General features: G+C 66.9%; 18 protein-coding genes and 1 tRNA gene. 10 read left to right on the top strand and 9 right to left on the bottom strand.

Annotated features, from left to right (window positions below):
• Window positions 1-133: 133 nt before the first annotated feature.
• Window positions 134-1,270, bottom strand: coding sequence for a DSD1 family PLP-dependent enzyme (locus ACTG4X_RS17630; RefSeq protein ID WP_440531486.1), 1,137 nt, complete (start codon window positions 1,268-1,270; stop codon window positions 134-136).
• A gap of 11 nt (window positions 1,271-1,281) precedes the next feature.
• Window positions 1,282-1,932: an HAD family hydrolase gene (locus ACTG4X_RS17625; RefSeq protein ID WP_440531485.1), complete on the bottom strand. Its 651-nt coding sequence runs from the start codon at window positions 1,930-1,932 to the stop codon at window positions 1,282-1,284.
• Window positions 1,933-1,998: 66 nt separating this feature from the next.
• Between ACTG4X_RS17625 and ACTG4X_RS17620 the strand changes: the two genes are divergently transcribed.
• The 6 genes from ACTG4X_RS17620 to ACTG4X_RS17595 all read left to right on the top strand — a co-directional run bounded on the left by ACTG4X_RS17620 (window position 1,999) and on the right by ACTG4X_RS17595 (window position 7,327).
• Window positions 1,999-2,910: a LysR family transcriptional regulator gene (locus ACTG4X_RS17620; protein WP_440531484.1), complete on the top strand. Its 912-nt coding sequence runs from the start codon at window positions 1,999-2,001 to the stop codon at window positions 2,908-2,910.
• A 95-nt stretch (window positions 2,911-3,005) separates the two neighbouring features.
• On the top strand, window positions 3,006-4,022 hold the full coding sequence (locus tag ACTG4X_RS17615) for an ABC transporter substrate-binding protein (protein WP_440531483.1): 1,017 nt from the start codon (window positions 3,006-3,008) through the stop codon (window positions 4,020-4,022).
• Complete coding sequence (locus tag ACTG4X_RS17610; protein WP_093058335.1) at window positions 4,019-5,092, top strand: ABC transporter permease; 1,074 nt, start codon at window positions 4,019-4,021, stop codon at window positions 5,090-5,092. Before ACTG4X_RS17615 ends, ACTG4X_RS17610 begins: the two co-directional genes overlap by 4 nt.
• Window positions 5,086-5,889 (top strand): ABC transporter ATP-binding protein, encoded by an 804-nt coding sequence (locus ACTG4X_RS17605; RefSeq protein ID WP_426393083.1) that lies wholly within the window; start codon window positions 5,086-5,088, stop codon window positions 5,887-5,889. The genes ACTG4X_RS17610 and ACTG4X_RS17605 overlap by 7 nt, the downstream gene beginning before the upstream one ends.
• Window position 5,890: 1 nt before the next feature.
• Entirely contained in the window at window positions 5,891-7,054 is a 1,164-nt protein-coding gene (locus tag ACTG4X_RS17600) for a c-type cytochrome (RefSeq protein WP_440531482.1), read from the top strand.
• A 66-nt stretch (window positions 7,055-7,120) separates the two neighbouring features.
• On the top strand, window positions 7,121-7,327 hold the full coding sequence (locus ACTG4X_RS17595) for a dodecin (protein ID WP_093058332.1): 207 nt from the start codon (window positions 7,121-7,123) through the stop codon (window positions 7,325-7,327).
• Between the two features lie 34 nt (window positions 7,328-7,361).
• On the opposite strand, the gene ACTG4X_RS17590 is transcribed toward ACTG4X_RS17595, so the two are convergent.
• Window positions 7,362-7,856 (bottom strand): arsenate-mycothiol transferase ArsC, encoded by a 495-nt coding sequence (locus ACTG4X_RS17590; protein ID WP_440531481.1) that lies wholly within the window; start codon window positions 7,854-7,856, stop codon window positions 7,362-7,364.
• A gap of 101 nt (window positions 7,857-7,957) precedes the next feature.
• Between ACTG4X_RS17590 and ACTG4X_RS17585 the strand changes: the two genes are divergently transcribed.
• The 3 genes from ACTG4X_RS17585 to ACTG4X_RS17575 are packed head-to-tail and all read left to right on the top strand — an operon-like array spanning window position 7,958 to window position 13,688.
• On the top strand, window positions 7,958-10,660 hold the full coding sequence (locus tag ACTG4X_RS17585) for a bifunctional acetate--CoA ligase family protein/GNAT family N-acetyltransferase (RefSeq protein ID WP_440531480.1): 2,703 nt from the start codon (window positions 7,958-7,960) through the stop codon (window positions 10,658-10,660).
• Between the two features lie 59 nt (window positions 10,661-10,719).
• Window positions 10,720-11,751 (top strand): Lnb N-terminal periplasmic domain-containing protein, encoded by a 1,032-nt coding sequence (locus tag ACTG4X_RS17580; RefSeq protein WP_440531479.1) that lies wholly within the window; start codon window positions 10,720-10,722, stop codon window positions 11,749-11,751.
• On the top strand, window positions 11,751-13,688 hold the full coding sequence (locus ACTG4X_RS17575; protein ID WP_440531478.1) for an esterase/lipase family protein: 1,938 nt from the start codon (window positions 11,751-11,753) through the stop codon (window positions 13,686-13,688). Before ACTG4X_RS17580 ends, ACTG4X_RS17575 begins: the two co-directional genes overlap by 1 nt.
• A gap of 8 nt (window positions 13,689-13,696) precedes the next feature.
• Here the strand turns inward: ACTG4X_RS17575 and ACTG4X_RS17570 are convergent, their stop codons facing one another.
• The 3 genes from ACTG4X_RS17570 to ACTG4X_RS17560 all read right to left on the bottom strand — a co-directional run bounded on the left by ACTG4X_RS17570 (window position 13,697) and on the right by ACTG4X_RS17560 (window position 15,888).
• Window positions 13,697-13,927 carry a tetratricopeptide repeat protein gene (locus tag ACTG4X_RS17570; RefSeq protein WP_440531477.1) on the bottom strand — a complete coding sequence of 77 codons (231 nt, stop codon included), beginning with the start codon at window positions 13,925-13,927 and terminating at the stop codon, window positions 13,697-13,699.
• A gap of 286 nt (window positions 13,928-14,213) precedes the next feature.
• Window positions 14,214-15,251, bottom strand: coding sequence for an IS110 family transposase (locus ACTG4X_RS17565; protein WP_097197991.1), 1,038 nt, complete (start codon window positions 15,249-15,251; stop codon window positions 14,214-14,216).
• Between the two features lie 19 nt (window positions 15,252-15,270).
• Entirely contained in the window at window positions 15,271-15,888 is a 618-nt protein-coding gene (locus ACTG4X_RS17560) for a tetratricopeptide repeat protein (protein WP_440531476.1), read from the bottom strand.
• A 224-nt stretch (window positions 15,889-16,112) separates the two neighbouring features.
• On the opposite strand from ACTG4X_RS17560, the gene ACTG4X_RS17555 reads away from it, so the two are divergent.
• Window positions 16,113-17,765 carry an ankyrin repeat domain-containing protein gene (locus tag ACTG4X_RS17555; protein WP_440531475.1) on the top strand — a complete coding sequence of 551 codons (1,653 nt, stop codon included), beginning with the start codon at window positions 16,113-16,115 and terminating at the stop codon, window positions 17,763-17,765.
• Here ACTG4X_RS17555 and ACTG4X_RS17550 read toward each other — a convergent pair.
• The 3 genes from ACTG4X_RS17550 to ACTG4X_RS17540 all read right to left on the bottom strand — a co-directional run bounded on the left by ACTG4X_RS17550 (window position 17,756) and on the right by ACTG4X_RS17540 (window position 20,375).
• Window positions 17,756-18,919: a hypothetical protein gene (locus ACTG4X_RS17550; protein ID WP_440531474.1), complete on the bottom strand. Its 1,164-nt coding sequence runs from the start codon at window positions 18,917-18,919 to the stop codon at window positions 17,756-17,758. The two genes, ACTG4X_RS17555 and ACTG4X_RS17550, sit on opposite strands and share 10 nt — an antisense overlap.
• The gene (locus ACTG4X_RS17545; protein ID WP_440531473.1) at window positions 18,909-20,288 is read right to left on the bottom strand and encodes an SDR family NAD(P)-dependent oxidoreductase; all 1,380 of its coding nucleotides are present in this window, start codon (window positions 20,286-20,288) and stop codon (window positions 18,909-18,911) included. Before ACTG4X_RS17545 ends, ACTG4X_RS17550 begins: the two co-directional genes overlap by 11 nt.
• A gap of 12 nt (window positions 20,289-20,300) precedes the next feature.
• A tRNA-OTHER gene (locus ACTG4X_RS17540) sits at window positions 20,301-20,375 on the bottom strand.
• Between the last annotated feature and the right edge of the window lie 89 nt (window positions 20,376-20,464).

Genomic DNA, 20,464 nt, shown 5'->3' with positions numbered 1-20,464 from the left:
GCGCGGTCGGCCTCCTCCGAGGCGACAGGGCTGGTGGCAAGATTCAGGAACCCTCCACGCGCACCCTGCTGCGGCGGCTCGACTTGGCTGACCGAAACGAGGCCGCTCTCGCTCAAGCGCCGACGCTGTGCACTCACCAGCCGTGGAAACGCCCCCAGGTTTCCAGCGAGCCGTCTTCAGACAGCGCTTGATATTCCGGAAACTGCGCGCCAGTCGCACAAGCGTGGTTCGGCAATATGCGCAGCCGCGTCCCGATGGGAAAACGCGCCGCAATGCCCGTGTCCGGCGCGCCTTCGCGCGAGAGGATGCCGTGCTCCTGATTGGCACCGCTGAGCACATAGCCGTCGAGTACGGTCCCATCCACGGAGCAGACCTGCCCATAGCCGAAGTCACGCTTCTGCTTCTGCGTGCCACGGTCGCGGCTCATCGCCATCCAGCCTGAGTCGACGATGGCCCAGCCCTTGTCGGCCTGGTGGCCGATCACCGTGGTGAGCACGCTCAGGGCGATGTCGCCCTCTGTGCACACGCCGATGTTGCGCATCACGAGGTCGAAGAACACGTAGACGCCGGCCCGCACCTCGGTAACGCCCTCGAGCGCCTCGGCCATCAGCGCCGTAGGCGTCGAGCCCACGCTGACCACCGGGCACGGCAGGCCCGCGTCGCGCAGCCGCTGGGCAGCGCGCACGCAGCCCGAGCGCTCCTGTTCGGCCATGGCTCGCAGGGCTTCGGGCGTGTCAAGCTCGTAGCTGGAGCCGGCATGCGTCATCACGCCGCCGAGGCGCATGCCACCGTCGTGCAACACATGCGCCACTTCGAGCAGCGCGTCTTCTTCGGGCCGGATGCCGGAGCGATGGCCGTCGGTATCGACCTCGATCAGCACGTCGAACACCTCGCCGTTCGCGCGGCCGAACTCCACGATCGCGCGCGCCGACTCGACACCATCCGTGAGGATGCCCAGCGCGCAGCCTCTACGGCGCAGATCCATCGCATGCTGCAGCCGATGCGGCGCCATGCCGACGGCATAGAGGATGTCGGTGAAGCCCTCGGCAAAGAACTGCTCGGCCTCCTTCAGCGTGGAGACGGTGATGCCCTGCGCACCCCCATCACGCTGTGCCTTGGCAACGGCGATGCACTTGCTGGTCTTCACGTGCGGGCGAAAGCGCACGCCAAGTTCGTTCATGCGCTGCTGCATGCGCGCGATGTTGCGCTGCATGCGCGAGCGCTCGATGAGGGCGGCGGGCGTGTCGATGGTGGCGAGGGTGTTGTTCATGAGCAAGCTCGTCATTTGCTGAAGGATTGCAGCCAGGGCAGCGTGGGTGCCAGCGTTGCCGCCTGCAGTTCGGGCGTCGGAGCACCCTGCGGCAGCGCCAGCCCGACGCGGTTATGCCAGTAGGTGCGCAGCCCGACCGCCGATGTGCCGAACATGTCGTAGCCCGAACCGGCAACGAAAGCCGCTTCTTCAGCCTTCACACCCAGCCGGTCGAGCGCCAAGCGATACGGACGTGGATCGGGCTTGTAGAAGCCGGCCTCCTCCGAAGTGACGACGACGTCCCAGTCGATGCCCAACCGCGCCGCCGCGCGATGACCGAGCCGCTTCGAGCAATTGGTGACCACAGCGAGCTTGCAGTGCGGCTTCAGCGCCAGCAGCAGCTCGCGTGCGCCGTCCCACACGGGCAGGGTGTCCCATTGGGCTTCGAGTGCGTCAGGTGCGGAGTCGGCCATGCCGGTGTGGCGCGCAGCGTCTTTCACCAGCTGCTCGTAGGGCACGTAGGCACCGCAGCCGTAAGTGAGCCGCAGGTATTCGGCGCGCCAGGCGCGGCCTTTCTCTTCGGAACCTGCGGCGGTGTTCCAGACGGTCCAGGAATCGAGCAGCGCCGTGAGCAGGTCGAAAAGCACGGCGCGTGGATAGGCGTTGTGGGCTTGCATGGGCATCGACTGTACGTTTCAAGGCCATGCTTGTGCTTCAATGCACGGTCATCAATCGTTAAGTACAAGTTAATGATCCAGATCGAAGACATGCAGCTTGCGGCCGCTCTGCTGCGCGAACCTTCGCTGAGCGCCGCGGCGCGCGCGCTCGACGTCACACCGCCCGCGCTGTCGATGCGGCTGCGCAAGCTCGAAGCCACGCTGGGCCTGTCGCTCGCCACCCGCACCGCGCGGCGGCTGAGCCTCACGCCCGAGGGCGAACGCTTTGCGCGCGAGGCGGCTACGCTGCTCGGCCAGATCGAGGGGCTGCGCGAGTCGATGCAGCGCGACGACCAGCGGCTCACCGGCACGTTGCGAATCGCCGCGCCCTTTGGCTACGGCCGGCAGTACATAGCGCCCATGCTCGCGCGCTTCGCCCGGCTGCACCCGGGCCTGAGCGTGCAGCTCGACCTGCGCGAAACCCCATGGCCCGACCGGCACGACGCCGACGCAGTGATCCACATCGGCACGGTGCGCGACTCGTCGTGGGTGGCGCGCACGCTGAGCGCCAACGAGCGCTGGCTGTGCGCGAGCCCGGAATACCTGCGCCTGCACGGCGTGCCCCGCGTGCCGCGCGACGTGATGGCGCACGACTGCATCAGCATCCGCGAGAACGACGAGGACGTGACGCTCTGGCACGTGCGCCCAACCGGCCGCGCAGCCGCCAAGGCCAAACCCCAGACCCTGCGCATCTCGCCCGCCTACGTTACCAACGACGGCGGCGTGGCCCGCCAGTGGGCCGAACAGGGCATGGGCTTGGTGCTGCGCTCCGAATGGGACGCGGCCGACGCCGTGGCACGCGGCACGCTGGTGCGCGTGCTGGCCGACTGGCAGTTCGACAGCGCGCCGGTCACGCTGCTGGTGCCCAGCCGCAAGGGGCGCACGGCGCGGGTGCAGGCCATCGTCGAATTCCTGGCGGAGAGCTTCGGCGCCAGGGAAAAGTAGTTGCGCGCATATCCATAGCCGCATTCATTCGTTGGCCGCGCGGGCCTCGCGCGCCAACACTCGCTGCTTCCAATTTTTCGGTGGAGAAGCTTGCGATGACCGTTCCTCTCGATCACTTACCGCCTTCGCGCCGCAGCGTGCTGCAGGCCGGGGCGGCGGCAGCCATCGTGGGCTCCGGTGCCCTGCTCGCCACCGTGGCACGCTCGCAGCCACGCAAACTCACCTTCGCCTGGAGCCAGGCCGGCTTCTGCCTGGCCCCGGTACCGGTGGCACTGGAGCGGGGTTTCTTCGAGAAGAACGGGCTCGACGTCGAGCTGCTCAACTGGGCGGGCTCGTCCGACCAGATGCTGGAGGCACTGGCGACCGCCAAGGCCGACGTGGGCGTGGGCCTGATCCACCGCTGGGTGAAGCCGCTGGAGGCGGGCTTCGACGTCAAGGTGGTGGGCAGCGTGCACGGCGGCTGCCTGCGGCTGGTGGGAGCCAAGGCCTCGGGGGTGACGACCGACCTTGCCAGCCTCAAGGGCAAGACCATCGGCGTGTCGGACCAGAACAGCCCGGCCAGGCAGTTCTATGCCATCCATCTCGCGAAGAAAGGCATCGACATCGAGAAGGACGTCGACTGGCGCGTCTACCCCGCGGACCTGCTCGACGTGGCCGTGAAGAAGGGCGAGATCCACGCGATTGCCGACGGCGACCCGAACGTGTTTCTCATCGAGAAGCGCAACCCCGGCGTCTTCACCGAGATCGCCAACAGCGCCAAGGGCGAATACGCCGAGCGTCTGTGCTGCATCGTCGGCGCCCGCGGCGAGCTGGCGCGCAACGACAAGCCACGCGCCGCCGCCGTGGTGCGCGCGCTCGCGCAGGCCTCCGACTACGTGTCGGAGAACCCGAACGAAGCCGCCAGGATCTATTCGAAATACGCGCCCAAAGTGCCGCTCGAAGACCTGCAGAAGCTGCTGGCCGAGCTCACCTACAAGCACCATCCGGCCGGCAAGGCGCTGCGCAACGAAGTGGAGGCTTTCGCCGCCGACTTCCGCAATGCCGGCATCCTGAAGAAAAGCACTGACGTGACGCGCTTCGCCAATCACGTGTCGCTGGACGTTCTCGCATGACCACCGCTGAACAGGTTCTGGACTCGCCGCTCGGGTTGCAGGGCAATGCGCCCGCTCATCACGCACCGCGGCAGAAAACCCCGCAGACGGTTGCGCTGCGCCCTCCCGCCCCCACCGGCATCTGGCCCACCGGCCTGCTCGCCGCAGCCGCCTGGGTCGCGCTGGGCCTGCTCACGCTGCTGTGGCCGAACAAGGAGGTCGGCTTCAACGACTGGGCCTTCACGCGCGAGTTCGGCATTGCCACGCTGGTGGTCGCCGCCCTGCTCTTCGCAATTTCGCTGCTGGGCCACCGCGCGGGCAAGCTGGCGCGAACGCTGCGGCCGGCCGGGCAATGGCTGGTCGCGCTGGCCGTGGTGCTTGCGCTGTGGGAGATCGGCACCGCCAAGCTCGGCGTGCTGCCTTCGCCTTTCTTCGCTCCGCCGCAGAGCCTGATCGACGTGGTTCATGAGGACTGGCAACGCCTGGGCCTGTCGACCGCGTATTCGCTGCGTCTGCTGGCCAATGGCTTCGTGCTGGGCGCGCTGATCGGCTTTGTCACGGGCGTGTCGATCGGCTGGTCGCGCATCGCGGGGTATTGGGTGCATCCGCTGCTGCGCTTCCTGGGGCCGGTGCCGGCGTCGGCGCTGTTGCCGCTGGCCTTCTTCTTTGCGCCGTCGAGCTATTCGGCCGCCGTGTTCCTCGTGGGCCTGGCCACCTTCTTCCCGGTGGCGGTGCTCACGTGGTCGGGCGTGGCCTCGGTGCACAAGAGCTACTACGACGTGGCGCGCACGCTGGGTGCTTCGGAGCGTTTCCTGGTATTGCGGGTGGCGATTCCGGCTGCCCTGCCGCAGGTGTTCGTCGGCCTGTTCATGGGCCTTGGCGCCTCGTTCTCGGTGCTGATCACGGCCGAGATGATGGGTGTGAAGGCCGGGCTCGGCTGGTATCTGCAGTGGGCCCAGGGCTGGGCTGCATACGCCAACATGTACGCGGCGTTGTTCGTCATGGCCGCGCTGTGCTCGGGCCTCATCACGCTGCTCTTCAAGGTGCGCGACCGCGTGCTGTCCTGGCAGAAAGGAACCGTCAAATGGTGAATGCAGTGCTTCCTCGCGCGCCCGCGCCGACCCAGACCACTGGCGGCGCCCACATCGACATCCGCGGCGTCAGCCACTGGTTCGAGGTGTCCGGCGGCGTGCTGCAGGTGCTCGATGGCGTCGACCTGCAGGTGCGCCCCGGCGAGTTCGTCGCGCTGCTGGGGCCCAGCGGTTGCGGCAAGTCGACCCTGCTGCGGCTGGTGGCCGGGCTCGAACCCGCAACCGCCGGCACCATCACGCAGAACGGCGAAGCCATCACGCGGCCCGACCCTTCGCGCATCGTCGTGTTCCAGGACCCGACGCTCTACCCATGGCGCAGCGTGTGGGACAACGTGGCGCTGGGCCTGCAGGCGCGCGGCGTGCTGAAGGAACAGCGCGCCCGCGTCGACGAAGCGCTCAAGCTCGTGGGCCTCACCGAATTCGCGAAGGCCTTTCCGCATCACCTTTCCGGCGGCATGGCGCAGCGCGTGGCGCTGGCGCGCGCGCTGGTCAACGACCCGCAGCTACTGGTGCTCGACGAGCCGCTGGGCAAGCTCGATTCGCTCACGCGCATCGCGATGCAGAGCGAGCTGGTCAACCTGTGGCAACGCGCCGGTTTCTCGGCGCTGCTGGTCACGCACGACGTGGAAGAGGCGCTGTTCCTGGCCAACCGCGTGATCGTGCTGAGCGACCGGCCGGCGCGCATTGCGGCGGAACTGGTGGTCGATCTGCCTTACCCGCGCCATCGCGGCGACCCGCGGCTGGCCGAACTGCGGCACGAGGCGCTCAAGCACCTGGGACTCGACGCCACGTGGTGACATGAACGCTTTGCCCGAGGCCGGTTGGCTCAACCTGCTGATCGGCCTGCTGCAGGGCGCGCAATTGCAGCTGTTGCGCCTGCTCGATGCGCTGGGGCTGGTCTCGCACGCGCACGGCCAGCCGGCATGGCCGTGGGCGCTGCGGTTGTCGGGCGAGAACCTGCTGATCGATCCTGGCCAGGCGCGACGGCTCGGGCTCACGGTGGTCGTGCTTGCGGTGGCGGTGCTGACGCTGCTGCTCGCCGCGCTCTGGCGTCGTCGCCGCGTGTGGCTCGTTGCGGCGGCCGCGTTGCTGGTCGCGCTGGCGCCCTGGCCCGAAGCCAACGTGGTGCTTGTACCCGCGTACCCGACCAGCTTCCAGACATCGCCCACGGGCTTCACCGCAGACAGCATCGAGCGCGGGCGCGTGCTGTATGCGGCGCAGTGCGTGGCCTGCCATGGCACCGATGGGCGTGGACAAGGACCGCTGGCAGCTTCACAACCCGTGTGGCCGCCCAATCTTGGCGGGCCGCTGCTGTGGCGACGCGCCGACGGCGATGTGCTCTGGCATGTGATGAATGGCATGCGCGACCGGCGCGGCGCCCCGACGATGCCCGGCTTCGGCGGTGTACTGCGTGACGCGGACGCCTGGGCACTGATCGACTTCATGAAAGCGCAGGGCGCGGGTGAAAGCCTGCGTGCGGCCGGGCTGTGGACGCAGCCGGTCGCTCCGCCCGATGTGGCTGTGCAATGCAAGGGCAAGCCGCCACGCAGTCTGAGCAGTTGGCGCGGGCAGCGCTTGCGGATCGTGGCTGCGGGTGCGAGCGTGCCGCCGCTGCTCGACGACCCGCGCCTCGTCACCGTGTTCCTTGCGCCAGATGCCACCACAGCCGTATCGCAGGCCGATGACTGCATCGCCGCTTCATCCGCCGCATGGGCCGCCTTCTCGCTGGTCGCCGCGACCTCGCAACTCGCGGGCACGCAGCTGATCGTGGACCGCGACGGCTGGCTTCGCGCGCGCGGCGAACCCGGCAAAGGCGCGTGGAGTGACGACGACCTGCTGTGCCGCACCGAGCAGCCTGCATCGGCTGGCACGCGGCCGTTGGCGCCGGACGGCCTGGGCGCACTCATCGCGCGCATGGACGCCGAACCCGTGCGCTTCGTCAAGGGCGGATTCGTTCACTGACGCCCGCAACAGGACTACGATGTTTTCCGGGCCCATCGCCCATCAACCCAGAAGGAGACAGACCCCATGTCCAACCACGTCTACAAATCGCTGGAGCTGACGGGCTCCTCCTCGACCGGCATCGAAGACGCCGTGCAAACCGCCATCGCCAAGGCGCACGAAACGCTGCGCAACATCCAGTGGTTCACCGTCACCGAGACGCGCGGGCACGTGGTGGACGGCAAGGTCGCGCACTGGCAGGTGACGCTGAAGATCGGCTTCACGCTGGAGTGAGCCGAACGCGGGGGCGTTCGAGCCAGGGCCTCTGCTAACGCATGTATCCCAGGTCCCGCACATCGGAGCGAACGGCCGAGCGGTCCGCCCCCTGCATCGGCAGGCTCACCAGCAGTTCGAGCCGGCGACGCAGCGAGAACAGCATCTGGATGGCGTCGTGCGCGGTCGTCTCCAGGTCGTTGCCGCCGGCGATGTCGGGGTAGGCCCACAGCGCCGCGTCGGGCTGGCCGGGCCATGACGGCTGGCGGGATGCGCTGGCCGCGTCCAGCGTGATGACGAAGTCCGCCGGGGAGGCATTCGCGCGCACCAGTTCGTCCCAGCTGCGCGGCGCCCGCTCGGGAGGGGGAATGCTGGCGCTCGTCAATGCGGCAACGGCCGCGGGATGGAACTCACGGGCAATGTGCCCGGGTTGACCGCAGGAAGATACCGAGAACCGCTTCGGGTCCAGGTGCGCGAGGCACGCTTCGGCCAGGATGCTGCGCAATGAATTTCGTCGCGAGACGAAGATCACGCCAATACGTTTTTGCATGGAGCCTTGAATATAGCCAAGCGCGCTGACCACGTCATGACTTAGGTCAAGACCCTGTGCAACTGCCCCCGAACGGTGCGGAACGGTGCAGACTTGGGGGCATGGACAAGCATTTCCTGACCCCGCTTTTCGCGCCCGCCTCCATCGTGGCCTTCGTCGGCCACGCCGACGACCCGGGCGGCCAGACCCCTGCGGGCCGCACGCTGCGCGAGGCCTTCCGTGCCGACCGTTTCGACGGCACCCTGCGCTTTCTGGACGTGCGCACCAAGGGCACGCTCGAAGAACTGGCCCAGACTCATGCCGACCTCGCGCTGATCGCGCTGGCGCCGCGCGACGTGGCGGCCGCGCTTGAAATCGCGGGTCGCATCGGCTGCAAGGCGGCGGTGGTTCTTTCGAGTGGCATCGGCGCCGACGAGGCAGCGCAGTGGCGCAAGATCGCGCGCCGCGAAGGCGTGCACCTGCTGGGGCCGAATTCGCTGGGCTTCCAGCGCCCACTGCTGCGCCTTAATGCCGGCGTGGCCGGGCCGCTGGCCAAGCCGGGGCCGCTCGCGCTGGTGGCGCAATCTGGCGCGCTCACGGCCTCGATGCTCGACTGGGCGCGCCAGAACGGCGTCGGCTTTTCGAGCGTGGTGTCGCTGGGCCCGCACACCTCGGTCGACATTCCGCAGGTGCTCGACTTCCTGGCCAACGACCAGGCCACGCACAGCATCATCGTGTACCTCGAAGGCATTGCCGATGCGCGCCGCTTCATGAGCGCGCTGCGCTCGGCCTCGCATGCCAAACCGGTGGTGGTGCTCAAGGCCGGGCGCAAGCCGGCGGGCAACGAGGCCGCACAGACGCACAGCGCCGCCATCGTGGGCAGCGACGACGTTTTCGATGCCGCGCTGCGCCGCGCGGGTGCGGTGCGGGTCCGCTCCTTCGTCGAGCTGTTCTCTGCCGCCAAGTGCCTGGCCTCGCGCTACCGGCCGGTGGGCAAGCGCCTGGCCGTGGTCACCAACGGCGGCGGTCCTGGTGTGCTGGCGGCCGACTGGATCAACGAGATCGGCCTCCACCTGGGCAAGCTTTCGCCGCCCGCGCAGAAGCTGCTGCAGCCCACCCTGCCCCCGCTCGCATCGTTGAACGACCTGATCGATCTTTCCGAAGAGGCCCTGCCCGCGCATTACCGCGCCGCCATCGATGCCGCCTCGGCCGACAGCCAGGTCGACGGCGTGCTCGCCATCTTCTCTCCCAAGGCCGGCGCCGACGCAGCTGCCACCGCGAAAGCGCTGGCCGACATTCCCCGGCCGATGAACAAGCCGCTGCTGGCCTGCTGGATGGGCGACTCGTCCGTGGGCAAGGCGCGCTCGGTACTGGCCGACGCCACCATTCCGAGCTTTCGCACGCCTGAAGCCGCGGTGGGCGCCTTCGGCAACATCGCGGCCTTCTATCAGAACCAGCAGTTGCTGCAGCAGACGCCGCCGCCGCTGTCGGCACTGGCCAAGCCCGACATTGAGGGCGCGCGCCTGATCATCGAAAGCGTGCTGGCCGAGCGGCGCCATGTGCTGACCGAGATGGAATCGAAGTCGCTGCTGTCGTCCTTCCACATTCCGATCACGCGTACGCTGCTCGCACGCAGCGCCAGCGAGGCCATGATGATCGCGACGCAGCTGGGCTTCCCGGTGGCGCTGAAGATCGACTCGCCCGACATCGCGCACAAGTCCGACGTGGAAGGCGTGGCGCTCAACGTGCTGAACGGCACCAGCGCGCGCGACACCTACGTCGAGATGATGGAGCGCGTTGCCCGCCTCGCGCCCCAGGCCCGCATCAACGGTGTGACCGTGCAGAAGATGGTGCGCGCGCGGCGCGGGCGCGAGATCTACGTGGGCATGGTCACCGATCAGCCCTTCGGGCCCGTCATCGTGTTCGGCGCGGGCGGCACCATGATCGAGCTGCTGAACGACCGCGCCATGGAGCTGCCGCCGCTCAACCAGTTTCTTGCGCACCGGCTCATCGAGCGCTCGCGAGTGGCCGAGACGCTGGGCGAATGGCGCGGCGCTCATGCAGTGAACATGGAAGCACTCGAAGACGTGCTGCTGCGCGTGTCCGAAATGGTGTGCGAGCTGCCCGAGCTGCGCGAGATGGACATCAACCCCATCATCGTGGACGAGTCGGGCGCCATTTCGGTCGATGCGCGCATCGTGGTCGGCAGCACCACGCAGGCGGTGGCGGCCCACGTCAGCAACGCGGTCAACGGCTACCAGCACCTGGCCATCATGCCGTACCCCGCGCGCTACCGGCGTGAATGGCCCCTGCCCGGTGGCGGCACGTACATCGTGCGGCCGGTTCATCCCAACGACGCGCAGATGCTGCAGGCGCTGGTGCAGGGCCTGTCGCCCGAGAGCCGCTGGTTCCGCTTTGTCTCGCGCTTCCACGAGCTGCCGCCCTCGATGCTGTCGCGCTTCACGCTGATCGACTACGACCGCGAGATGGCGCTGGTGGCGGTGGTGATGGAGCGCAGCGTGTCGCCCGAGGGCACCGTGCTCGAAAGCGAGCACATCGTGGGCGTGTCGCGCTACATCACCAACCCCGACCAGACCAGCTGCGAGTTCTCGCTGGTGGTGGCCGACGAGTTCAGCGGCAAGGGCATCGGCTCGCGGCTGATGGAAAGCATCATCGACGTGGCGCGCGACAAGGGCCTGGCCGAGATCGACGGGCTGGTGCTGGCCAACAACCCCGACATGCTGAAGCTGGTGCGCAGGCTGGGCTTCACCGTGAAGCCCTTCCCCGAAGACCCGGACTTCAAGCTCGTGACGTACATGCTGTAGAGGCCCCGGGGCGCCCGGGTCGGGCGGAGATAATCGCGCCTCACTCTCCGATGACCTGAATGTTCCTGCGCTTCCTCGGCCGCTTCGCGGCATCGCTAGTCGTATTGCTGTCGGCGATGTGGGCCTGCATGGCACTTTGGTATCAGTTGCCGGGGCCTTCCTTCGTGAAGATCGGCGCAGGCGTGCTGTGGGCCGGCTTCGGCCTTGCCGCCATCGCGCTGCTGTGGCGCGGCAAGGCAGCGCGCGCCCTGCTCTCCTACGTGGTTGGCTTCGCATTGCTGATGGGCTGGTGGGGCACCATCCTGCCCTCGCAGAACCGCCTGTGGGCCGATGACGTGTCCCGCCAGTTGCACGCCCATGTCGACGGCAACATTGTGACGATGGACAACGTGCGCAACTTCGAATGGCGCAGCGACACCGACTACACCCAGCGCTGGGAAACGCGCAGCTACGACCTCGACCGCCTGCGCTCGGTCGACGTGGCGCTCTCGTACTGGAGCGGCCCGGCCATCGCGCACACGCTGGTGTCCTTCGGTTTCGATGACGGGCAGTTCGTTACCTTCTCCATCGAGATCCGCAAGGAGCGCGGTGAAAGCTTCTCGTCGGTCGGCGGCTTCTTCAAGCAGTTCGAGACCAGCCTCGTTGCGGCCGACGAGCACGACATCATGCGCGTGCGTACCAACGTGCGTGGCGAAGACGTCTACATGTACCGCGTGCGCCTGCCGCAGCAGGAAATGCGCTCGCTGTTCGTGGCCTACCTCGGCGAAAGCGCGGCGCTGGTGCGCGAGGCCAGCTTCTACAACACGCTCACCGCCAACTGCACCACCATCGTGTATGCATTGGCCAAGCGCATCGTGCCCGGCCTGCCGATGGACTGGCGGTTGCTGGCCTCGGGCTACCTGCCCGGCTACCTCTACGACGTGGGCGGCCTTACGCCCGGCTACAGCATGGAAGCGCTGCGCGCGGCGGGCCGCATCACCGACCGTGCCATCGCCACCGACAAGGCGGCGCCGGGCGTGAACTTCTCGCAGGCGATCCGGCAAGGCCTGCCGGGCCTCGAGGACTCCAAGGCACCCAAGGCGAAGCCGTGATGCGCATGCGCTTTCTTTGCCTTCTGTGCTCTGCCGTGCTGCTGGCCGGTTGCGCAGGCGTGAAGGTCGGCTCGATCTCGCCGGCCGAATACCTCGCGCAGCGCCGCGGCGACGTGCTCACCACCGGCGAGCTCAGCACCTCCGCACAGGAAGTGCTGCGCGTGATCGGCTCCGACGCCGATCTGTGTCGCAAGGACGGCCAGGCCTGCCGCAATGCGCTGGCCGACTCGTCGGGCCTGAGCGACGAACAGCGGCTGTCCGCGCTGTCGGAAGTGTGGCTGCAGGTGGCGCTGGCGGCAGACAAAGGCGGCACCGCAGCGCAGCCAGATTCATCGGCCACCACGGCCATCGAGGCCTGGCTCGAAACCGCGCGCCATGCCTACGCGTACCTGTTCTACACCGCCCGCAAGCCGCGCGACCGCGCCTTCGAAGACCGGCAGACGCAGGTTCGCGACTACTACAACTACGCAGTGCAGCAGGCCATCACCGGCCTTTTCAAGACCTACCGGCGCACCGGTTCGCCATCGGACCCGCCCCCGGAAGTGCCGCAGGTCGGCGACTGGCGCATCGAAACCGACGTATCAGCACTGCGCCTGCCCACCAGCGCGCCGCTGCCTGACGAACTGATTCCCGCCGCCTCGCTGACCTTCTCTGGCCTGCGCAACACCTACCGGCGCGACGGCTTCGGCGCGGAACTGGTGGCGGCAAACGCCAAGCGCACGGACGACGAGGCAACGCCCGGCCCGGCCGACGACAAGCGCCCGCCCCGGCCGCCCTACCGCGAGATGCCGTTCCCCGCCGTCACCGCGCTACTGCTGTTCGACGGCGCCAATCTCGACGAGATCCTGCGCACCCACACGTTGCGTATTGCGGCCTACGACCCGTACCGCACCGCCAACGTGCAGCTGGCCGGGCAGGAGGTGCCGCTGGCCGCCAACTTCACCTCGGGCTACGGCCTGTGGCTCGCGCGCTCCGACTTCGCGCTGCAGGCCCTGCGCAGCCTGTTCGGCGGCCGCGACGGGCTCACGCAGCCGCGCATCTACCTGATGCAGCCCTACGATCCGAACCGCCGCACGGTCATCATGCTGCACGGCCTCGCGAGCAGCCCCGAGGCGTGGATCAACGTGGCCAACGAAGTGCTCGGCGACGAAACGCTGCGCCGCCGCTACCAGATCTGGCAGGTGTATTACCCCACCAACGCACCGCTGCCGATCAACAACTTCGCGATCCGCGAAGCCGTCACGCAGACGCTTGCGCACTTCGACCCCACGGGCAAGGCCGAGGCCTCGAACAACATCACGCTGATTGGCCACAGCATGGGCGGCGTGCTGTCGCGGCTGATGGTGTCGTCGTCGGAAGACAAGCTCTGGGAGGCGCTGCTGGCCAGCTACCCGATGCAGGGCGCGCAGCAGCAGCGCATGGAAGAAAAGCTCGCGCCCTACCTGCGCTTCGAGCCGCTGCCGCAGGTGAGCGACGCGATCTTCATCGCCTCGCCGCATCGCGGCACCGACTTCGCCAACAACCGCGTCTCGCGCTGGGTGGCCAACCTCATCACGCTGCCGGTGGCAATGCTGGGGCAGCTGAGCGACATCTCGCGCGAGCTGATCCGCATCGCGCCCAGCACGCAGGGCCAGGAGCCGCTGCGCATTCCCAACAGCATCGACAACCTGAGCGACCGCGATCCGTTCGTGCGGCTGTCATCGGGGCTGCCGATGAATCCGCGCGTGCGTTTTCATTCGATCATCGGCAACGACACGCCGGGCGTGGCGCAGGCGCTGTCGAGCGACGGCATCGTGCCGTACGCAAGCTCGCACCTGGACGGCGCGGCATCGGAGCTGGTGATTCCGTCAGCGCACAGCGTGCAGGAGAACCCGCTGGCGATCCTGGAGATACGGCGGATCCTCAGGGAGCAGCTGCGTTCGCAGCCGCCGCGCTGACCGCGCGGCTACCTCTTCACGGAGCGCTGCGCCCGCACGCGCTTCAGGAAGTCCTGGAAGAGCGCCTTCTTCTCGGGAAAGCGCTCCACTCCCTCCGCGAAGATTGCCTCCGCGGCGGCCAGTTCGCCCAGCCGCATCAGGCACTCGCCCTTTGAGAAGAAAGCAGCCGGCCCGTCGGGGTTCACCCGCAGCGACTGCTCGAAGTCGTTCAGCGCTTCGCTGAAATTCCCGAGTTCCATGTGGGTGAACGCCCGTACATGGACGCCCCCAAATATGCCAGGCATTCAGTTGATGATGACTTGAAGGTTCGATTGCACCCGTACATTCGGACTTTCGCTGCGGCTTTTCGCCGCTGTCCCTGATGGGGTTTGCTGGTCGGCTCCTCTATCGGTTGTCCGCACTCCGAGTGCCCCGGACGTTTTGGGCTTCGCCAACCACGGTCTAACCTGTTTTGCCATCACTGCGTGATTGCCTGAGCAATCGGTGGTTCAGTCTCCTGCCTTCTGTGTTGATGGGTTGGGTCGGCTACGCAGCGAGCTGCGGCGGCACGTAGTTAGGTCGGAACTCCCGCCCATGGGCTAGCAGTGCCCAGACCGTTCGCACGTTCTTGTTGGCCAGTGCCACAGCAGCCACGTTCGGATGTCGTCGGTTCAGCAGGCTCGCCAGCCACACGTTGGTGTTCACGGCCTTGCGCTGCGCCGCAACAATGGCCGAGCGCGCGCCGTGAATGAGCAAGGTGCGCAGGTACACGTCCCCGCGCTTGCTGATGCCCAGGAGCGTTGGCTTGCCTCCGCTCGAATTCTGCCTCGGCACGAGGCCGAGCCAAGCCGAGAGCTGCCGGCCGTTGTCGAAGCTGTTCGCATCCGCGATGGAGGCCACCAGAGCACTGGCTCCCAGCGGTCCGATGCCGGGAATCTTCTCGAGCCGGAGGCTGAGCTCGCTGCTGCGATGCCAGACCTTGATTTGGTCCTCGAACTCGTCGACCAGCTTGTCCAATTCCTTGAGGTGCTCGGTTAGGCGAGCGATGAGTCGGCGGAACGTTCCGGGCAGCTGGTTGCTCGCGTCTTCAAGCAGCTCGGGGACTTGCTTGGCGACGTGGCAGATGCCCTTCGGGATGACCAGGCCGAACTCGCCCAGGAGGCTGCGAATCTGGTTCGCCTGCGCCGTGCGGGCGATGACAACGCCTTGGCGCGCGCGATGCAGCGACAGCACGGCTTGCTGCTCGACGCTCTTCACCGGCACGAATCGCATGTTGGGTCTGGTGACGGCCTCGCAGATGGCTTCCGCATCAGCCACGTCGTTCTTGTTGCTCTTCACATACGGCTTGACGAACTGTGGCGACATCAAGCGAACCGTGTGGCCGAAGCCCTGCAGGGTTCGCGCCCAGTGGTGGGCGCTGCCGCACGCCTCCATGCCGATGAGACACCGAGGCAAGTTCACGAAGAATGCCGTCATTTGGTCGCGCCGCAGTTGCTTGCGCAACGCGACCTTGCCATGCTCATCCACTGCGTGAACCTGGAACACGTTCTTTGCCAGGTCAATGCCAACAGTCGTAATCTTCATGGTGGACGCCCCTTTCAGTTCAAGTGGTTGCTGACACTTCCACTGTGGCACATCGATGCCGGTACGGGTGGGGGCGTCCATCCCATTGGTTGTCGATGGCTTCGAAGAACAGCGGAAACAGCTCCACCGCCGCGTCGTACTCGGCAATGCCCTCCTGTTTCCTGCCCTGCTCGCAGAGTTCGTTCCCGCGCAGGTAATGCGCGTTGGCCTCGCGGACGATCTCCTTGCTGTCCTTTCCAGTCACCTCGAGGTAGCGCGGAAAGTCCGTGAGCCTCAGGTACTCGGCAAAGCCGATCAGGTCTTCTTCGGTGGGCTGCCGGTTGCCGATCAGCTCCCAGCCCTCCTCACCGAAGCTGCCTGCGTCGATGGGGGCATGCCATATCGACACCTCCGCCTGTTTCAGGGAATCGGTCGTGGGCTTGGCGTCCATCGGCTTGTAGCTCAGGCAGTGGGCGGCCGCCGTTCCATCGGGCCATGGGTCGACTTCGAGGATCCAGACGGCCCGCCAGACCTGTCCGTCGCGCCGGGTCAGCAGGTCGCCTGGCTTCACCGCGAGCTGGTTTTCCGCCGGAGAGTCGGGCGTCGAGGTCGAACCACCAAGGCGTGCGGCGAGCCGCTGGATGAATTGGGGCAGCATGGTTTGCGTCGGATATCGGAAGGATGGATGTGCGCGCCACTGTAGCCGCTCGCTGTCTGTCCGTTGACCGGCGCGCGCATCGTGCCCTAACATCCCGCCCGCGGTGCAAGCCGCGCCCGGGCCCGCGGGAAGGGTTGAACCCACTTGCCTTCATTTGCCGATCCACAACACCTTTTGTGCAGCCGGATTTGCGGGTCATCGGCGTCTGATGCACGGAGGTTCAAATGAAGCGCATGCCCGCCCGGCCCGACCTGGGCCACCTGAAGAAGCAAGCCAAGGAGCTGCTCGCTCTCTACCGAAGCAACGACCCCACCGCCACCGCGCGATTTCGCGATGCACTGCCTGCCGCCGCCGGCAGGAGCGATGCCGAGATAACAGCGCTCGGCTTGCGCCTGCACGATGCGCAGTCGTGCGTGGCGCGCGAATACGGCTTCGCGTCCTGGGCCGAGCTGCAAAGCTTTGTTCTCGCGCGCCGGCCGCAGTCCGACGATCCGGCGAAGTCGGTTCTCTACTGGCTGCGCCTTGTCTACGCGGGTGACGTCGCCGGCGGAACGAACCACGCGCGGCCGTCGGTGGCCCTGCGCCTGCTCGATGAAAGCCCCGGCCTGCTGAGTGACGACCCCAGCCTCGCCTGCGCGGTCGGCAACGAAACGCTGCTGCGCCGCGCCATCGAACACGACCCGGGCTGGGTGCACCGCGCGAGAGGCCCGCTCGCACTCCCGCCACTCGTTGCGGTGGCTCATTCCGGCCTGATGCAGCTGCCTGACTTCCGCGAACGCCTGCTCGCCTGCGCGAAGCTGCTGCTCGATGCCGGCGCGGACCCCGATCAGTCGGTCGGTAACCGCTGGCCTCCGTCGTCAATCGATGCACCCTCCAACACCGACCGGCTGTCCGCGCTCTACGGCGCCGCCGGCCAGAACCACAACGCCGAGCTCACGAAGCTGCTGCTGGACGCAGGCGCCGATCCGAACGACGGCGAATCGCTCTATCACTCGCTGGAGAACCCGGCCTGCACGCGGCTGCTGCTGAACGCCGGTGCGCGCATCTCGGGCACGAATGCGCTCTATCGCGTGCTGGACCTCGACGACGTGGAAGCGCTGAGGTTGCTGCTCGCGCACGGCGGCAATGCGAACGAACCGCCCATAGGCTCTCCCACAAGCGACTGGGGTTCGCTGCTGCTGTGGGCAATCCGGCGGCGCAGGTCGCCCGCGCATATCGAGGCCTTGCTGGCAGCAGGCGCCGATCCTTCAGTCACCACCATCGATGGCACGAGCGCATATACCGTCGCCCTGCGCTTCGGTCTGCCGGAGGTCGCACGCTTGCTGCAAAAAGCCGGAGGTGGTGCCCCGCTTTCAGTGGATGAAGCCTTCGTCGCAGCCTGCGCCCAAGGTGACGAGGCCGCCGCCCGCCGTATCCACGCAGCGCACCCCGGCATCGTCGGTACGCTCTCAGAAACGCAGCTGCGCCAGTTGCCGGAACTCGCAGCGCAGGGATGCAGCGACGCGGTGAAGCTGATGGTCGAACTCGGCTGGCCCATCGCAACTCGCGGCGGCGACTGGGATGCCTCGGCGTTGAACAAGGCCGTGTTTCGCGGCGATGCCGGCCTCGTCCGCTTCCTGCTGGAGCACGGCGCAAGCTGGAAAGAACGGCACGGCTTCGACGACAACGCCTGCGGCGGCCTCTCGTGGGCTTCATGCAACGAACCGCCGGACGGCGAAGGAGACTGGCTCGGCTGCGCCGAAGCGCTGGTCGCCCATGGAATGCCCGCTGCACGGCCGGCCCCCGAGAGCCCGGACTGGGTACTCGTCGACGGGCAGCGCTACGTGTTCTCGGACGAGGTCACGGATTTCCTGCTCGGCGTGTCCAGTCAGCGATAGACGCTCTTGATCAGGGCCTGATCCTTCGGCGCGTCGTCACCATGGGCAGCCCTGTTTTGGGCGAGGTGCTGCACCAGCGCTTTCGGCTGGCTGCCTTCCACGATCAGGCGGCCGAGTCGCCGGTTGTGCAGCGTAGCCTCGATCAATACCGACCGGCCGTGCATCGTAATGCCGTTGCGCGTGAGATCCAACGCGCGCAACGCGGGCGATGTCGCGATCAGTTTCGCCGCGCAAGCTGCGCCCTCGTCGCCCATTTCGTTGGCACGCGCGCCGAGCGCTTTGCCCGACACCGCGTAGCCCAGATTGAGGTTGCGCAGGCCCGAATCCCCGACCGCCTCGAAGAGTGCTCTGGCCCCTTCGCTCCCGATACCGTTGCTCGCGAGTTCCAGTGTTTGCAACGTGCTGTTGTGACGCAGGGCTTTCGCCAGTTCGATCGCACCCGCATCGCCGAGGTGATTTGCGCTCACATACAGCGCCGCGATCTGCGGCGCTTCGCGCAACAGCCGGGCAAGGTCTGGCACGACCGAAGGTCCCAGGCCGTTGCCACTCAGGTAGAGGCTTCGCAGACTGCTGTTGCCGGCGCACAGGGCATCGGCCACTGCGCGCACGCCCGCGCCGCGCAGATCGGTGTTGACAAGGTCGAGCATGCGCAGGTGCTTGTTGTCGCGCAGCATGCGCGCGATGCTTTCCGCCCCCTCCGGCCCCAAGGGGTTGCGCTTGAGCCAGAGGCCGGTGATCTGCGGCGCCTGCGCAACCATGGCGGCCAGCTCACGCGCGCCCTCAGGACCGATGTTGTTGCACCCCAGATAGAGCACCTGGAGGTGCGCATTCCCGGCCACCAACCTGGCCACAGCTCCCGCTCCAACATCGCCAATGGCGTCGGTGCCCAGCATGAGACTGCGCACCCTCGTGTTGTCCTGAAGTGCCGCTACGAGCCGCAGGCAGTTTTCGGTACCCAGACTTTGCTTGCAAAGGTCCAGGCGGCCATCGTCCAGCATCGTGCCGCGCGGAAAACGCTGTTCGCCCTGGACGGCAAGATTTGCGCTCAGGTGAGCCAGCAAAGGCGCAAGCTCTTGCGCGCCGCACGGCGTGACAGCAACGCGGTGAACCGGGCAATGCACCGAGTTCTCGTCCGTCGGCAAATCACCAGGCATAGGATTCGTAGTCCTTGAGGAAATGTCCGAATAGCGGCGTGCCCGGCTCGTTGATACCGCGTGCGATTGGATCGAACAGCCGGGCCATGCCATCGATCGTATCCAGCGGCGTATAGAAGTTCTGTGTCTGCCGCGCGCGCATGGCACGGGGGTAAGGCTTCTCGTCCGTCACCCAGCCGGTATCAACCGCATTCATGTAGATGCCGTCACGGGCCCACTCCTGGGCGCTGGTGCGCACCATCATGTTCATCGCGGCCTTGGCCATGTTGGTGTGGGGATGGAACTCCGTCTTTTCGCTGCGGTTGAACTGCCCTTCCATTGCGGAGGCCTGCACCACGAAACGGCGTGGATGCGGGGAGCGCAACAGTGCCGGCCTGAGTCTGCCCGTGAGCACGAAGGGGCTCACGGCGTTGACGAGCTGCACCTCCAGCAGTTCCAGCGTGGACACTTCATGCAGTCGTTGCGACCACGAATTGTCCGGTCGCTTGTCAAGCGTCTGGCCATAGCTGTCCAGCTCCTTCTGCACAAAGTAATCGCCGTAGCCCGGCAACTGCCCCAGGTAGTGGCTCCTGGCCTCTAGCAACCATGGCGTGGGTTCGGCGGCCATCAGCGCGGCGTAGAACTCGCGTGGGCGCTTGATCGTCTGTGCCGCGTTGTTGATCAGGATGTCGAGGTGCGGCAACCGCTGGCAAAGATCGTCAGCAAACGCCTCCACCGAAGGGACGTTACGCAGATCCAGCGCTTCCAGCGTCAGGCGGTCGCGCCACGAATCGGCATCGGGCATGGCGAGGAATCTCTGCTGTGCATCCTTCGGAAAACGGGTAGTGACGACGACGTCGGCGCCGTCGCGCAACAGGCGCAACGCGGTCTGGAATCCGATCTTTATGCGCCCGCCTGTCACCAGCGCCACGCGCCCGTGCAAGTCCGCACGCTGGGCGCGCTTGGCCCAGTTCCTCTCCGCACAGCCGGGGCACAGCAGATGATAGAAATGGTGCAATTCCCCGTATGGCTGCTTGCAGACATAGCAGCGCTGGAGCCGCAGCAGCGCGCCCATCGAGTTGGAAGGGACGGAAGAATCCCGCAACGCGGGCACCTCCTGTTGCGCGCGCACCAGGCCAGCCTGCAGGCGGGCCTCCTGCAACTGCGCCGCAGCCATGGCCTGGCGCGCATGGCGCTGGCCCCGCTTGGCCTCCTTCTGGATCTTCGCGACCAGCGTCTTGAAGCGCGGGTGATGGTCCATGCTGGAAGGGTCATCCGAGATGGCTTGCAACACTCGCAAGGCAATCGCCAACTCTTCGTCCGTGAAGCTCACCGCCGGCAGCCCATCGATCAAAAAACGCCCTCCCGCATGCATGCCGGCCGTATCCACGCCGAGTTTGTGTGGGGAGAACGAGCTGGACTCGAACCAGCGCTGCCCCCGTGGCGGGGGGCGTGCTTCCGCTACACCACCGTTCTCCGGCAGCGATTCTAAGAACGAAATGCCGGAATCGCGGCCATCGTCCAAGGCAAAAAAAAGCGAGCCTCGCGAGGCCCGCCCAAAGCCGT

It is taken from the genome of Variovorax sp. YR566 (genome assembly GCF_051992195.1).
Lineage (GTDB): Bacteria > Pseudomonadota > Gammaproteobacteria > Burkholderiales > Burkholderiaceae_C > Variovorax.
This window is presented reverse-complemented; position numbering and strand designations above follow the sequence as displayed.